The 14,803-nt window shown below is 44.7% G+C and carries 12 protein-coding genes and 1 pseudogene; 6 read left to right on the top strand and 7 right to left on the bottom strand.

The window, feature by feature from the left end; all coding sequences use genetic code 11:
- Nucleotides 1-36 precede the first annotated feature (36 nt).
- Together F6K64_RS02740 and F6K64_RS02735 are read right to left on the bottom strand one after the other, a co-directional pair.
- Nucleotides 37-1,503, bottom strand: coding sequence for a c-type cytochrome (locus F6K64_RS02740; protein ID WP_287264774.1), 1,467 nt, complete (start codon nt 1,501-1,503; stop codon nt 37-39).
- A gap of 304 nt (nt 1,504-1,807) precedes the next feature.
- Nucleotides 1,808-3,232 carry an NADH:flavin oxidoreductase gene (locus F6K64_RS02735; protein ID WP_287264773.1) on the bottom strand — a complete coding sequence of 475 codons (1,425 nt, stop codon included), beginning with the start codon at nt 3,230-3,232 and terminating at the stop codon, nt 1,808-1,810.
- A gap of 909 nt (nt 3,233-4,141) precedes the next feature.
- On the opposite strand from F6K64_RS02735, the gene F6K64_RS02730 reads away from it, so the two are divergent.
- The 4 genes from F6K64_RS02730 (at nt 4,142) to F6K64_RS02715 (ending at nt 8,641) form a co-directional block, all read left to right on the top strand.
- Nucleotides 4,142-4,951, top strand: a complete 810-nt coding sequence (locus tag F6K64_RS02730) for an SDR family NAD(P)-dependent oxidoreductase (protein WP_008187946.1) — start codon at nt 4,142-4,144, stop codon at nt 4,949-4,951.
- Between the two features lie 65 nt (nt 4,952-5,016).
- Entirely contained in the window at nt 5,017-5,172 is a 156-nt protein-coding gene (locus F6K64_RS02725) for a hypothetical protein (RefSeq protein WP_287252331.1), read from the top strand.
- A gap of 114 nt (nt 5,173-5,286) precedes the next feature.
- Nucleotides 5,287-6,579, top strand: a complete 1,293-nt coding sequence (locus tag F6K64_RS02720; protein WP_287264771.1) for a cytochrome P450 — start codon at nt 5,287-5,289, stop codon at nt 6,577-6,579.
- A 304-nt stretch (nt 6,580-6,883) separates the two neighbouring features.
- A complete protein-coding gene (locus tag F6K64_RS02715) occupies nt 6,884-8,641 on the top strand; it encodes a peroxidase family protein (protein WP_008187949.1) in 1,758 nt (585 codons plus the stop codon).
- On the opposite strand, the pseudogene F6K64_RS02710 reads toward F6K64_RS02715, so the two are convergent.
- The 4 genes and pseudogenes from F6K64_RS02710 to F6K64_RS02695 all read right to left on the bottom strand — a co-directional run.
- Nucleotides 8,634-9,122: pseudogene (locus F6K64_RS02710) on the bottom strand (YdcF family protein); the annotation flags it as partial. The gene F6K64_RS02715 and the pseudogene F6K64_RS02710 overlap by 8 nt on opposite strands.
- Nucleotides 9,123-10,161: 1,039 nt before the next feature.
- Nucleotides 10,162-10,404 (bottom strand): hypothetical protein, encoded by a 243-nt coding sequence (locus tag F6K64_RS02705; RefSeq protein WP_008180619.1) that lies wholly within the window; start codon nt 10,402-10,404, stop codon nt 10,162-10,164.
- A gap of 112 nt (nt 10,405-10,516) precedes the next feature.
- Complete coding sequence (locus tag F6K64_RS02700) at nt 10,517-10,816, bottom strand: hypothetical protein (protein ID WP_044492383.1); 300 nt, start codon at nt 10,814-10,816, stop codon at nt 10,517-10,519.
- A complete protein-coding gene (locus F6K64_RS02695) occupies nt 10,788-11,084 on the bottom strand; it encodes a hypothetical protein (protein ID WP_008180614.1) in 297 nt (98 codons plus the stop codon). Before F6K64_RS02695 ends, F6K64_RS02700 begins: the two co-directional genes overlap by 29 nt.
- Nucleotides 11,085-11,156: 72 nt before the next feature.
- Here F6K64_RS02695 and F6K64_RS02690 point away from each other — a divergent pair, with 72 nt between their 5' ends.
- Nucleotides 11,157-11,597, top strand: coding sequence for a DUF4332 domain-containing protein (locus F6K64_RS02690; RefSeq protein ID WP_008180612.1), 441 nt, complete (start codon nt 11,157-11,159; stop codon nt 11,595-11,597).
- Between the two features lie 135 nt (nt 11,598-11,732).
- On the opposite strand, the gene F6K64_RS02685 is transcribed toward F6K64_RS02690, so the two are convergent.
- The gene (locus tag F6K64_RS02685; protein ID WP_008180610.1) at nt 11,733-12,347 is read right to left on the bottom strand and encodes a TetR/AcrR family transcriptional regulator; all 615 of its coding nucleotides are present in this window, start codon (nt 12,345-12,347) and stop codon (nt 11,733-11,735) included.
- 797 nt (nt 12,348-13,144) lie between these two features.
- Between F6K64_RS02685 and F6K64_RS02680 the strand changes: the two genes are divergently transcribed.
- The gene (locus F6K64_RS02680; RefSeq protein ID WP_008180609.1) at nt 13,145-14,767 is read left to right on the top strand and encodes a M16 family metallopeptidase; all 1,623 of its coding nucleotides are present in this window, start codon (nt 13,145-13,147) and stop codon (nt 14,765-14,767) included.
- Nucleotides 14,768-14,803 lie beyond the last annotated feature (36 nt).

Raw genomic sequence — 14,803 nt, 5'->3', positions numbered from 1 at the left:
TTTTTGTTGTCCATAATTGTTGACATTTATCCCTTACTAAAGAGTCTTCATGTACTCTACTAAGGCATCTTTTGCTTCTGGAGAGAGGTCAGTTCCATACAGGTGACCACTCTTTAAATTGCCAGGAATTGTTGTATCAATCTTAAAGAATTCCTTGGTATTATCCTCGGCTACATCGGAAACAAAACCAACCTTTTGCTGATCGAAAACATCATCACCTCGATAGAATTCTTTGGGTCGGTTTTCGGGGGTTTCTAACAAGTCTCTGAGAGTTGGTACTGAACCATTGTGTAAATAGGGAGCTCGTAGCCAAATTCCATCTAGGGGCACATTGGCATAGCCATTAGTCTTGCGGAAATGTTTGAAACGCCTTGGTGTGCCAACAAAGAGGGTATTTTGGTTAGAAAGTAGTTCATAGGTGTAGGAATCCAGGCGATATCGGTCTGTACCAATTTCTTCAATAGGTGTTACCTTGCCAACCTTTGAACCACCAAAAGCATGGCAACTGGCGCAGTTGTTTTCATAAATTGGCTTACCCACTGCTGCCAAATTCTGGTTAATTTCATAGGGATAGGGCGGGGGTGGTAATTCCCACAGCCAATCAGCAACCCGTTGAATCCCATCCAAATCTACCGTGGTTGGTGTGACCCCTGCACCCAAAGCAGCGCTCAGGTTCCGCTCATCCACCGAGTCGTTATCACCATCCCAGTGCAACTGCAAACCCTCACGAGGCTTCTGATTCCAGATGGAGGGAAAATCTGCACCACCAATCAGTTCATCAGGATCTAAGTGATCCATTGGGAAGCGAAATTGCAGGGATTTATAGGGATTAAAAGTATCCACCCGCCCAGGACCGCGATCAAGTTGGTTATCTAAAAAGGCGAGTAGGCTACCCTGAGCAATTAAAGCATCCCGAGTCTGGGGAATAACCAGGTAGCGATAAATCAATTTCTGGATCGGGTTGAACTTTTCCCCTTGGGCTGCAATCTCTGCCAAAATCCGGTCAGCGTTGAATCGTGGATCAAATGCTACTTCGGAGATTAACTTGATGTAGCCCGATAGATCGACCGTATTGGAAGGCATGGTGGTGATTACCCGGGGTGTACTATCGCGGGTATCTCGCACTGTACCAGCATGGCAGACTGCACAATTTAAACCAACACGGTCAACGAACATCCGACGCTTTGAAAAGCCGATGGGTCTGTCTTGTCCTGGTTCATAGATAAAGCCTAATGAAGCATAACCCTCACCGGGTAGCTTATCTGGGAAAATTGCTGGCAGTACTTTCCAGATCCAGTAGGGAACTCCATTCACTGGCTCGCTGCCGATGGAACCATACTTAAAGTGGTCATTAATATCTGCATATCTAACTGGGGAGTTGGATATCAACGGCCAAGCTATCACTAGGGTGATGACCAGTACAACTCCGATAATAAGAAGCCAAAACCGCTTTAAGCTTTTGAAAGCACCCTTGAGTAGGGTTGGGTTTTCTGATTCACTCATAAGTTTCTTAGCTGTGATCTATAAAATAGTGCGTCAGTGTTCAGTGCTCAGTCCTGAGTAGATCAAGACTTACCCTTGTATCCAAAAATGAACGCCATTTGTAGGGGTACACAGCCGTGCCCCCTCAACCTATGTACCGTAACATCCTAACTCCTATAGAAAAAAGCGTTCGAGGAAAGCGATTAGCCCGAAGGGCTACGCTACGCGATCGCATTCTCTATGGCATTTTCTATAGATGTAAAGAAACAGAAATGTTTCTTAGAAGAGGTTTTTACTCTTCGTTGTTGACAAAGATAATTAAGAATTAGGAGAATGGCGGTGGATCAAATACAGTCATCACCTGTTCAATCATTTTGTCGTGGTCATCATTGTATCGGCGCACATCGTAGCAGCCTAGGGGGTTTTGTAGGGCATTGAGCAAGCACCTGTTGCAGTAGGTGCAGGGTCGGTCTGGCAGGTCTTTTCCTTGCTGAAACTGCTGGACTAGGTCATTATTGGCAACCAGAGGACGGGCGATACTAACTGCATCACAGAATCCTTCACTAATCGCCTCACGGATGTAGGATGCTTGCTGAAAACCTCCCGTGCAGATGACTGGGATATTCACATGCTTTTTGATTTCCCGAGCATCACTGATGCTAATACCTTGGTATTTATCTAGGAGTTCTTGCATGGTTTGACTTGATACAAACTCCCGGAAGGAGTCGTCCAAGGCTTTATCCTGTACATCTTTGCCGATTATCGGCTGAGTCGAACCCTTTCTGTAAACTCGGTTCCACAAGAACAAGAAGATGGGAAATAGGAATCTATACCGGAACAGTAAGTAATTGCGGAAGGTATAGATACCGCTTCCGAGCATGATCTCGTACCATCGGGATGCTTCGTCCCGGGGAAACTCACCGGGTGGGTTCAACGGGTGGGGAAATAAGCTTCCAGTGGATATATGAAGGGCATCTGCTCCAGCTTCCTCGACCCACTTGCAGATTTGGATAGAGTCTTCCAGGGTATTCCCAGGCTTATCCCAAGGAATCACAGCATCGTTGTATTCCACTGCACTGATTTTTGCCTGGAGGTGAAAATCGTTTCCTACCTCCTTGCGTATTCCCTGGATAATCTCCAGCAAGAAACGAGCTCGATTTTCCAGAGAACCGCCATACTCATCCTTGCGGTCGTTGATGCCTGAACTCAGAAATTGGGTAATCAGATAGCCATTGGCACTGTGAAGTTCTACCCCATCAAGTCCTGCCTCACGAGCTCGTCTGGCACCATCAGCGAATGCCTGAATCATTTCCTTGATTTCCTTGCGTGTCATTGCCTGACACTCCAGCCCATGAAATGACTCAGTTTCACTGGTTGAACTAAGACCCTTATTATGCAAATTCTCCACACCACCAACATCCCGCTGACGACCAGAGTGGCTGAGTTGCATCAAAAACTTACAGTCATACTCATGAACTTTCTCGCCCACTTTGCGCCAGAAGGGAATTCGATCATCCCGGTCAATCGTGGCATAGTTAGGTAAAATTCGTCCTCGGATTTGGACGGGTGTAAAGGAAGAGACGATTGCACCGACGCCGCCTCGGGCAAATTTCTCTTCCCAATTGATCCGTGCCTGGTTACCGGAACCATCATAGTTGTCAAATCGACCAGAGATATTAGAACGAAAGATCCGATTCTTTAGGGTCAAGTTCCGGAACTCCAAAGGTTCAAAAATTATATCCTTTTCCATTTGATTTAGTTGAATCTTGGCTTTTGTTGGAATAAAGCAAGCTACAAGCTCAATGCCTAGCATTCCAGATGCTGGCCGAATATTTTTTTAGGAAAACTATTTAATGCTCTTATTGATAGTAAATAACAATAAGGATGTCATTTGTCTTTTGTCCTTTCTATTTTGTGACGCTTATTTGGTCTGATGCCCGATTCTCTGCTATGCGCTGTCCCTAGGCTAGGAATAAATTACTGTCAGTGACTATCCCCTTTGACCCCATCCCCTTGCTTTAGGTTGGGGGAGGAGTCATTGAACTATCACAAATTTGTATAAGGGCGTTTGTTCGCCAATTTTGGGTCAGTCCTGACAAAATCTTGCTCCCCAGTTGGATGTTGTTAAGTCTCTCCTCGAAAAACTATAATTTCCAACACTTTCCATTATGACTTAACAACCATTGATATTTCATGATTATTAAGTTTTTTAACAACAATCCGGTTTTGGAAAAGCTCCCTGTGAGGATAACTATCAAGGCAATAGAGAGATTTTTGGCAGCTGAACCACCTACCTCAGCTAGCGCCCCCATTCTCCCTAAATTTCTCAAAAGTATGCTATACCTCAACTAGAGTCCCTTTGCTTGCTTTATTGGCTTGATTTTTGATTGCCCTAGGATCTGGTGATCTGCTTAAAATGTAATTTAAGTTACAACTACTAGTGGATAACTATAACCTACATAGCATTTCCATTTGATTTGTGAACATAATCCCTTAGGGAAAGGCAAAAGGCAAGATTCAAAAGGCAAGAGCTAATCAAGTGTCTAGGGATTTTTTGTAATGAAAAAAACTGTCATACTTGTTTCCAATTCCTTTGGAAAGGCTATCGAAATAATTCTTCAAGATTTTCTGGGTTAATTTTTGTAAACATACACCTCAAATGAATCAAAAAAATCAGGTAAAGGATCGTCCGAAAACGGCTCTGATTACTGGTGCATCCAGTGGAATTGGTTATGAATTTACCAAGTTATTTGCTCGCGATGGCTACAAGTTAGTGTTAGTCGCCAGAAGTGAGTCGAAACTATCTCAACTAGCCGAGGGTTTTAGGGAAAAATTTGGGACATTCGTCAGGGTTATTCCGAAGGATTTGTCAGTTCCAGGAGCTGCACAGGAGATTTTTGACCAGCTCCAAGAGGAAGGTATCAAGGTTGATGCACTAGTCAACAACGCTGGATTCGCTACCTATGGAGCTTTTGCTGAAACAGACCTGGCTACTGAACTAGCCATGATGCAGCTAAACATAGTAGCCCTGACCCATTTGACCAAATTATTTCTGCCAGCTATGGTGCAACAACAGTATGGAAAAATTTTAAATATTGCCTCCACAGCAGCGTTTCAGCCTGGTCCGTTGATGGCAGTATATTATGCCACGAAAGCCTATGTCCTATCCTTTTCCGAGGCAATTGCCAATGAACTCAAGGGTTCAGGGGTGACGGTAACTACTCTGTGTCCAGGACCAACAGAATCGGGTTTTCAAGCTCGGGCAAACATGGAAGACTCTAAGCTGGTTAGTGGACAAAAGATTATGACTGCTGAAACTGTTGCTAGGATTGGCTATCTTGGTCTGATGAAAAATCGAACTGTTGTTGTGCCTGGTCTCAAAAACCAGTTGCTTGCCCTCAGTATAAGATTTATGCCCCGAAATCTAGTAACCCAAGTGGTGAGAAGCATGCAAGAAAGTAGCCACTAGTTCTGATTAGGGAGTGGATTGAGAAATTCTGGCTTAAGCTGATAGCCTTAAGGAAAATAGAAGCAATGGATATGGTAAGCATTCAGCTATCAGCTATCAGCTATCAGCTATCAGCTATCAGCTATCAGCTATCAGCTATCAGCTATCAGCTATCAGCTATCGGCTCTCAGCTTTTGAATAAAACAAGTAAGCATTGGTTTAATCTCTGTTACGTCAGCTGACCGCACCTCAAGTAGCGTGAGCTTTTAGCTCACGGCTGACGGCTGAATGCTTACTGGATAAGTCTCAGTAAAGCCTCAAGTAAGATTTGTCAACGAAACAATGAGCAATGAATAATGAACACCTACCCTTCTACCAATGTACTCGACTTGTTACGGCTTCTGGGTAATCTAGCCAGTGGCTTTATCCGTAACCCCCGTGGTTTCGACCTTGAAAAAGTATTAGGGGGTTGGATTGGTGATGTCATCAAACGCTATGGTAGTAAAAATGTCATTCTAAACTTTCTTCTCAAGAAAGTGTTGCTAGTATCTGGGCGTGACTTATCAGACCACATTTTACAAGACCCACCGGACAGCCAAGGCTATATCGAAGGCAATCTCAAGAAGGATGGTATGTCTTTCCTTGCTCCCAACGCCCTCACTATCAGCCATGATCAACAGTGGCAGCGCCTGAGACCTTATAACGAGGGAGTGCTTGGCACAGGTTGCCAGCACCAGTACCAACAGGCTTTCCTCGAACAGGTACATCATGCTTTTTCAAAGCCAGTATCCAACATTGAGGATATCCGGAAATGTATGGGTGAGGCAATGCTTGGCATCGTGTTTGGGGAAAATGTTGCTCCTGGACGGTTGGTCAAGGATATACAGGTGTTATTCTCAATGGTGGGAAATCCGATCAAGCGGATTGTATTGGGAAGGTTTGAAACTAAGCGTTTAGAAAAATTTTATGAAACTCTTGAGCAGCTTTGGGAAGGCAGCGAAGCGTCTGAAAAGCCCTCTCTGTTGTCTATGGCTCATGGCATAAAGCCCTACACTACCGAAGAGGAACTCCTACAACAAATCCCCCACTGGATGTTTACTTTTACTGGTTCAGGGACTGACTTGCTGGCGAGAACCCTGACTATGATTACCTCTAGACCAAAGGTGCTCGAACGGGTGCGACAGGAAATCAAGGAAGCGGGTTCCTTGGAGCAAGCCTCAACCATTGCTAAACTCAGCTATTTAGAAGCTTGTTTGTTGGAAACTGGTCGTTTGTTCCCTCCAGTGACCAGAACCTTTCACATTACAACAGCTGGCGACAGGTATAATAACACCCGTATTCCGCCAGACATGGAAATTCTGCACTTTTTCCCAATCATGCAACGGGAAAAATCTTTAGACCCATCCACGGATTCGTTTGTACCTCAACGGTGGCTAGATCCGAGGGATCAGGACAATTCGACTTACTCCAATTTGTTTCTGAGAGGGTCTCGTACTTGTCCCGGAAGGGATTTGATCCTGTTTGTGTGTAAGAGTGCGATCGCAATTCTCCTCGACCAGCAGCAGCTGACATCCAAAACCAATGTACTCTCCCGAGACCCTCTACCAGGGTACTTCCCAGAAAAGGATATCCAATTTGTTAACCCTTGACCCTTGACTGTGAAATTTATTGACAGTTCAGTGATCAGCAAAGAGTACCCCAGATGGGTACTGTCAATTCTAGACAATTAGACAACACTAAATTTATTAGGTCATCCTCTTTAATTTATAAATTAATGAGTTATGATGAACATAAAAAACTGAGAAATAGAAAGAGCTAGACAACGGTGAATTAAGATCATGCCCAGTCTTATTCACCTAGGCTTAGGAGTGATTAGTAAGCTCCCACGAGAATTCCTGACACTCCAAACCTAAAACATTAAATCCCTCGGTAATAACTAAAGGAATTAGCACAATGACAAAGAAACCTTGGCATGAGTTCCCTACTCCTCTAGCCCTATTAAAATTAAATAAATTCCGGGATAATATGCGGGAAGAAAACCTGCACGATACTTCCCAATTACCCACAAAAGGGGAGCCCCCTGAACCGACTCCTAGTCCTGATGGTCGCCATCTGAAAATTCGCACAGCAGATGGTTCATTTAATGACCCCAATGATCCTAAAATGGGTATGGCTGGCACCCGCTTTGGACGCAATGTAGCCCTGAAATACGCCTACCCCGACGAAAAGAATTTACTCAATCCCAATCCCCGTACTATCAGTCGGAAGTTATTGACGCGGGATGAATTTGTACCAGCTTCGACCTTAAACCTAACAGCTGCAGCATGGATTCAATTCCAGACCCACGATTGGTTTTCTCATGGCTATAATGAATCCCAGGAGAAAATCGAGATTCCTCTGGAACAGGATGACCCCTGGCCCGAAGAGCATCGACCTCTGGAAATCGAAACAACTCCAAAAGACCCCACTCGTTCTGAAGACGATACCAACAATCCCCCAACCTTTATCAACCGAGAAACTCACTGGTGGGATGCTTCCCAAATCTATGGCAGTTATCAGGAAACTATCGATAAGGTGCGTAGCCATGTCGATGGTAAGATGATCATTGGTGATGACGGTTTGTTACCTGTCAACCCAGAGAACGGAATCGATATTGTGGGCTTTGACGATAACTGGTGGATAGGACTGAGCATGTTGCATATCCTGTTCGTCAAAGAGCACAACACTATCTGTGATCATCTGAAAAAACAATACCCTGACTGGACAGATGATGACCTGTTCGACCACGCTCGACTGATTAATGCTGCCTTGCTAGCTAAAATTCATACTGTGGAATGGACTCCGGGCATCCTGGGGCATCCCGCCGTGCAAGTTGCCATGAGAGCTAATTGGTGGGGTCTATTAGGTCAGGAATTCAAAAATCGTTTTGGGCGTCTTGGGGACAGTGAAGCAGTCAGCGGCATTATCGGCTCATCTACTGACCACCATGGTGCTCCCTTCTACCTCACCGAAGAATTCGTTTCTGTGTATCGGATGCATCCCCTCATCCCCGATGAATTCCCGTTTTACTCGGTTAAAGACGGTAAAGAGCTGCTGACAAAAGACTTTTTTGAAGTGTCTGGCAAGCGCTCACGTGCCATTCTAGAACAGGTAGATATAGCTGATTTATTCTACTCCTTTGGAATCAGCCACCCAGGTGCTGTCACCCTTTACAATTATCCAAAGAAATTGCAGCAGCTACTAAGGGACAACGGTGAAGTATTTGACTTAGCTGCTGTAGATATCCTCCGAGATCGGGAGCGAGGGGTTCCCCGTTACAACCAGTTCCGGGAACTAATTGGTCGCGATCGAGTTAAATCCTTCGAGGAAATCACTGAGAAACCAGAATGGGCGAAAGAATTGCGGGAAGTTTACAACAATGATATCGATAGTGTAGACCTAATGATAGGTATGTTTGCCGAAAATCCTCCCAAGGGATTTGGTTTCAGCGATACCGCCTTTCGGATATTCATCCTGATGGCATCCCGACGACTGAAAAGCGATCGCTTCTTTACCAAGGATTACACTGCCGAAATCTATACTCAATTCGGTCTGGACTGGATTGAAAAGAACACTTTCATAAGTGTTGTGCTCCGACATTACCCCAGCTTGGCTGCTAGTCTTAAAGGTGTTGAAAATGGCTTTGCTCCCTGGAAGCGCATAGTCAAGTGACGACCCAGTTGAACCTTTGGGTTAATGTTGACACTCCCCGCTCGCTCAGAGACGGGGATTCTTGCTTCAACAACGAACCTTGCTGTTTTTGGTTTGCACGGCTGACAGTAGAGATCAAATCTCCCCCCTGATGCTCACACTTGAAACCTGACTCACGCCAAGCCTCTATGTCTACATCCGTGAGTTGGATTAGATCAGAGCATCGGGGTTGAATGACTTGAGACAGTAGCGCCCAAACCAAGCTGCGAGCAATGTCTATCCCAGTTTTGAGAGGGGATTCTGAATTACCAGGAATACCTTTCTCTTGCACCAAATCTGTCTCTACCCAAATCCCATGAGCTCCCAGTAGAATTTGCGCCATCCACTGAGCCCGTGGTACATGGGTGCCAGAGGTAATTAACTTGACCTTACGAACACCCCACCGCTGGAAAATTGGGATACTAAAGAAAAAGTTACCAAAGGTAGAATTGGCACACTTTTGTGACATACTCCCACACGCTCATCGAAGATTACAGTGTGGGCTTCTTACCAACTCCAGCCATCACTATCGGCTTTCGCCGACGCGGGGCGCGTTCGGATACACGGGTTACTTTATTAACGACACGGGATGCCCCGACCCACCGGAACAATACAATGAGTTCTATTTTTTAGGCACGTAAGTGGCTGACAAACCAGCATTTAAGGCCGTAGGCCACGCTACGTCCTGAACTACTGCTGACTTTTTCAGCTGGTCACCCACCAGGAGGTATTGACTCAAACTATTACTCTGACTAATTTGTCAGTTTTACTGAGATCTAGTCTACCGTACTTTTAAAAGAGCCGCACCCAAATGAATTCAGGAGCCTGTATCCGGTCTCAACAATTCAAAATTAGAAAGCTATACCTGTTTTAATTCTTAATTTTGCCTTTTGAATTCAAAAATGGTTAGGGAGTAGCCAAAAAATAAAATACCAGTTTTTAGCTTGTAGGGTGGGCAAAACAGTTTGTTTATTTTGATTATACTATATAATATTACTTTGCCCACCCTACTTTAATTGGTATTTTTTTTACACGCAAGCCTTTTGCCGTTCCCAGTCAGTTTTTAGCTTGTAGGGTGGGCAAAACAGTTTGTTTATTTTGATTATACTATATAATATTACTTTGCCCACCCTACTTTAATTGGTATTTTTTTTACACGCAAGCCTTTTGCCGTTCCCAGTCAGTTTTTAGCTTGTAGGGTGGGCAAAACAGTTTGTTTATTTTGATTATACTATATAATATTACTTTGCCCACCCTACTTTAATTGGTATTTTTTTTACACGCAAGTCCCTTAGGTTGAGATCAGGTCAATAAATTTCCTTTCCCTATTACCTTTTGCCTTTTGCCTTTTGCCTTTTGCCGTTCCCAGTAGGGTGGGCAAAACAGTTTGTTTATTTTGATTATACTATATAATATTACTTTGCCCACCCTACTTTAATTGGTATTTTTTTTACACGCAAGTCCCTTAGGTTGAGATCAGGTCAATAAATTTCCTTTCCCTATTACCTTTTGCCTTTTGCCTTTTGCCTTTTGCCGTTCCCAGTCAGTCGCTGCTTTTCTTGCCAAGCCACAAATGCAATTCCCCAAAAAAAACTCAAACTGACGACTAATCCTGAAGGATTACCAAGACTGAGTAACAGCAAGACGAAAAAAAAACTACCAATTTGAGCGGTTTGCTGGAGTAGGGAATTCAATCCAGCTTTGGCTTCCTGCTCTAAAGTAAGTTTGTTACGGCTTAACTTCATTCTAAAACCAACAAGGAACATACCTCAGGTGCGACCCAAGGCCGGGTTCCCCGGCCTAGGAGGCGCGCACCTTAACCGATTTAAAACTGTTATAATTAAAGGTTATTCTAGATTAGAAATTATTGAAATGTGCCCACAAACGACCAATTATGCGACCCGCAATTAGGATCCAGAGCAAAAAATTAGCGGCACCGATGATTAAGCTGGCATAAAATTGGACACCAATGGTACTATCTAGACAAACACTAAAATCTAAGAAGCTGTTGGAGAGAATTAACTGCCCGATTAAACTAGGAATATAGAGGATTACAAGCAGAGCGATCGCATCCTGAAGGCTCAGGTATACACTTCTCCACATATGCCCTAGTAAAGCTTTACCAAGCTTATCCACAGAAGTCCATATATGTTGCATCAGTTTCTTGGAAGCACAAATGTAATCTGGCCGGTTTTGACACTAAGCCAGTATTCATTTCCACCGAACCGAGATCCGGATACTGATGTATGGTGGTTTGTTGAAGGTTGAGCGTGGTTTCCACTCCAGTTGCTGATCTGACTCCCCATCTCCCCATTTCCCCATCTTCCCACACTTCCCACACTTCCCACACTTCCCACACTCTCTCTCCCCTTTCCCTACTCCCAACCCCAAGGGCGAGGTATCTCACCCAACAGAGAACTGCCATAAGGTATGATTACCCTGTTGCGGTTCGCTCTAGGCTGGATTAATCTAGAAGCATCATTTCCCGGTAGTCTAGATGTCTACTAAATCCAAACTTCCGAGAACTACCCAAGTCAGTCACTGGTCAATTGAGCAGTTGCCCGGATTAAGTATTCAAGATCAATCAAAACTCAAAGAATTGGGCATTACCACCACTAGGGAATTGCTCCAAAAAGCAAGCACTGGCCAAGCTAAACAAGCGCTAGCTAACCAGTTAAAGGTAAAGACTCAGTACGTCAATAAATGGGTAGCCCTAGCAGATTTAGCCCGTATCCCTAGCATTGGCTGCCAATATTGTGGACTAGTATTACATGCAGGAATATGCTCTTTAACCCAACTAGCTCAGACTCCCCCTCACCGCTTGCACCAAAATATTTTACGCCTACAGGTAGCAACCATGAAGCGCCGAGACCTTTGTCCTGGTGTTGATCAGGTGGCACGATGGACTAAACAAGCACGAGATTTAGTTAGTCACTAGACATCTCCAGAAACTCGGTTTTGACCCAGGCAGTGCAAGGGTTTGAGGTTAATTTTTGGAGATGTCTACTAGTAATTTCTTGATTGTTAATTGTCATTTGGCATTTTCAATTTGCTATTTTCAGGCATTCCTTATCTATTCTTTAACCAACACTCCATTGAGGAAAATATCAGCAATGCCTTCTGCCATTTCCTGAATCTCTTTGGGGGAGGCATCTGAATCGAGGATGGTATTGTGGCTGAAACCAGCAACGGCAAACATGCCCAAGAACACCTGAGCCAAAATTTTGGGGTTCATAGGGCGATAAATGCCTCGCTCAATGGCGGTTTCAAAAAAGGCTTCAGCCACATCCGTCATTTTAATAATCACTTCTGACTGAATGCGATCGCGCAATTCTGGGTGGAATTGGGCTTCCATAAAGCATACTCGCATCAGATCCGCATTCTCACCCATACGCATCATTCGCCGCCGCATCATCTGTGCTACTGCTTTATAGCTGCCCATTTCACTGAGTTCTGTGAGCAAATCGGTGAGAATGTCTATCCAACCCTGGGTGGCGACTTCAATCAGAATGGCCTTTTTGTTTTCAAAATGACGAAATAGGGTACCTTCAGCGACCCGAGCAGAACTGGCTAACTCCCTGGTGGTTGTCCCGTTATAACCTCGACTGGCAAACAAACGTCGTGCTGCTGTCAGGATACGTTGCCTGGTCTCTGTCTCTGACTGAGTTGGCTGATTTATTATTCCCATGGGTGTCAAAATGAAACTTGTAGCGCTATTATCCAAATTGTCCAACACTTCACCCCATAATTGTCAAATTTGAGACAGAGTTGGCTTGAGCTTCTAGTAGTAGGTGATGGTAATCATGCCTTGATTGTGACCAAAAATTTGGGTTTCAAGCTGGCCTTTGGCCACGCTACTTGAGGTGCCCATAAACGGGCGATTTTTCCGGAATTTGTCAAGGCAAAGGTTTATAATACAATAATTGCGTAGAAAGCGCACAGGTAGGATTCGTCGGTACTACCTGATTCAATAACGACCATTGCGATGCTAGTACACGAGGCGCGAAAAACCTCGCCGGTGCGCTTTCCGTCGGCTAATTAAATTCGCCACGGGTCGCACCGCTAAAACCCATGGGTCTTAACGGATACCGAAAACCAGTAAAGTAGCAAATTCAAAATATATAACGTACCGTGGGGCACACGGGAACGAGGGAAGGGAGAAACAGTTATATTAGACACTCCTAGTACCTAGCGCTTAGGGAGATAAGCCCACTGGGATTAGTTAAGTTAGGCTTGATGCTTGGTTGCTGATTGAACGGGTATTTGGCTTGAATATTGCCTTTCAGGATAGCTAATTTTAAGGCGTGTCGTAGAACTAAGAATCCCCGTTCTTACTTCGGCGGGGAGTGTCAAACACTTGATGAAGAGACGCTAGCTTATTAGTTGTTAACCTCACGCCGCCTAAAGGCGGTACCACTAAATCCCACCCTAGAAAGCGGTGGGCGTTGTGGGAGAGTTCTGTAAGTTCGTTACTGCCACCCTTGTATGACTAAACAGAATGGATTGGTCGTGTTTCTCCAGCGTGTTGCTGATCACTTAAGACCACTTCGGTGCTTATTCAAGACAGGATCTATCAAGTCCCTATCGATTTTATCTTATCTGGGGGCGGCAATCCTAATCTGGGGAACATTCTCGACTATCGCATTAGCCCGTACTGAAACCCCAGCATCACCCTCAACCTCAATCCAACCCTATCTAGACCGGGTGATCCAACGGGTAACTGAGTTTACCCTGGATAATGGCATGAAGTTCATTGTCCTAGAAAACCACGAAGCACCAGTAGTTTCTCTTCTTACCTATGCCGATGTAGGGGGTGTGGATGAACCGGATGGCAAAACCGGTGTGGCTCACTTCTTAGAACATTTAGCATTTAAAGGTACCACCCGGATTGGTACTACCAACTATGAGGCAGAAAAAAGTCTGCTGGACAAGTTGGACGAGTTGAAGAAACAAATTAAAGAGTATCAAGCCACTGGCAATGAAGCAGAGGTGGCTAAGTTAAAGGAAGAGTTTGCCCAAGTCGAAGCTGAGGCAGCTAAGTATGTCAAGCAAAACGAGTTGGGTCAGATTATTGAGCAATCAGGAGGCGTGGGCTTGAATGCGGCAACGTCTACGGATTATACGGTGTACTTCTACAGCTTGCCATCAAACAAATTAGAGCTGTGGATGTCCTTAGAGTCGGAACGCTTCCTTGAGCCGGTATTTCGCGAATTTTATAAGGAACAAGAGGTAATCCTGGAAGAACGTCGTCTGCGCACTGATAACTCTCCGATCGGTCAAATGATTGAAGCGTTCTTGGATACTGCCTATACCAAGCACCCTTATCGGCGTCCGGTGATTGGCTACAACAAAGACATTCGCAATCTTACTCGCCAAGATGTCCAGGAGTTTTTTGACACTTACTATAGTCCGAATAACTTAACTGTAGCTATTGCGGGAGATGTGGATCCAAAGCAGGTGAAACGGCTAGCTAAAGTCTACTTTGGACGCTACAACCATCAAAGGGAAATTCCTAAAGTCACTACAGTAGAACCACCACAGTCCGAAACCAAGGAAGTTACCTTGAAATTACCCTCCCAACCCTGGTACTTGGAAGGATACCATCGACCAGGGATTACCCATCCTGACCATGTGGTTTATGAAATTATGGGCAATTTGCTCAGTGATGGTCGCACCTCTCGCCTATATAAGTCTCTGGTAGAAGGGAAACAAGTAGCCCTCTCGGCGGCAGGGTTTAGTGGCTTTCCTGGTGATAAATATCCTAATTTAATGTTGTTCTATGCCCTAACTGCACCAGGACACACGGTGGAAGAGGTGGCAAGTGCATTGTCAGAAGACATTGAAAAGCTCAAAACTGAACTAGTTTCACCCCAAGAATTAGAACGGGTAAAAACTCAGGCAAGGGCTAGCCTATTGCGATCGCTTGATTCCAATATGGGTATGGCCAGAAATTTGGCAACCTATGAGGTCAAAACGGGTGATTGGCGTAACTTGTTTAAGGAAATAGAAGATATAGAGGCAGTGAGTGCAGCAGACATTCAGCGGGTGGCTCAGGCAACCTTTAGACCAGAAAACCGTACGATTGGACGCATTTTACCAAGTCAGTAGCTGAACGGTTCAAGGTTGTCGGTCAGAATGCAGAAT

The organism is Moorena sp. SIO3A2, assembly GCF_010672265.1.
Lineage (GTDB): Bacteria > Cyanobacteriota > Cyanobacteriia > Cyanobacteriales > Coleofasciculaceae > Moorena > Moorena producens.
The sequence above is the reverse complement of the archived record's forward strand: the minus strand, read 5'-3'. Positions and strand labels throughout refer to the sequence as shown.

Bases quoted from the DNA above. Each gene is read 5' to 3' on its own strand.
- F6K64_RS02740 (WP_287264774.1), bottom strand. From the start codon at position 1,503: ATGAGTGAATCAGAAAACCCAACCCTACTCAAGGGTGCTTTCAAAAGC.
- F6K64_RS02735 (WP_287264773.1), bottom strand. From the start codon at position 3,232: ATGGAAAAGGATATAATTTTTGAACCTTTGGAGTTCCGGAACTTGACC.
- F6K64_RS02730 (WP_008187946.1), top strand. From the start codon at position 4,142: ATGAATCAAAAAAATCAGGTAAAGGATCGTCCGAAAACGGCTCTGATT.
- F6K64_RS02725 (WP_287252331.1), top strand. From the start codon at position 5,017: ATGGATATGGTAAGCATTCAGCTATCAGCTATCAGCTATCAGCTATCA.
- F6K64_RS02720 (WP_287264771.1), top strand. From the start codon at position 5,287: ATGAACACCTACCCTTCTACCAATGTACTCGACTTGTTACGGCTTCTG.
- F6K64_RS02715 (WP_008187949.1), top strand. From the start codon at position 6,884: ATGACAAAGAAACCTTGGCATGAGTTCCCTACTCCTCTAGCCCTATTA.
- F6K64_RS02705 (WP_008180619.1), bottom strand. From the start codon at position 10,404: ATGAAGTTAAGCCGTAACAAACTTACTTTAGAGCAGGAAGCCAAAGCT.
- F6K64_RS02700 (WP_044492383.1), bottom strand. From the start codon at position 10,816: ATGCAACATATATGGACTTCTGTGGATAAGCTTGGTAAAGCTTTACTA.
- F6K64_RS02695 (WP_008180614.1), bottom strand. From the start codon at position 11,084: ATGGCAGTTCTCTGTTGGGTGAGATACCTCGCCCTTGGGGTTGGGAGT.
- F6K64_RS02690 (WP_008180612.1), top strand. From the start codon at position 11,157: ATGTCTACTAAATCCAAACTTCCGAGAACTACCCAAGTCAGTCACTGG.
- F6K64_RS02685 (WP_008180610.1), bottom strand. From the start codon at position 12,347: ATGGGAATAATAAATCAGCCAACTCAGTCAGAGACAGAGACCAGGCAA.
- F6K64_RS02680 (WP_008180609.1), top strand. From the start codon at position 13,145: ATGACTAAACAGAATGGATTGGTCGTGTTTCTCCAGCGTGTTGCTGAT.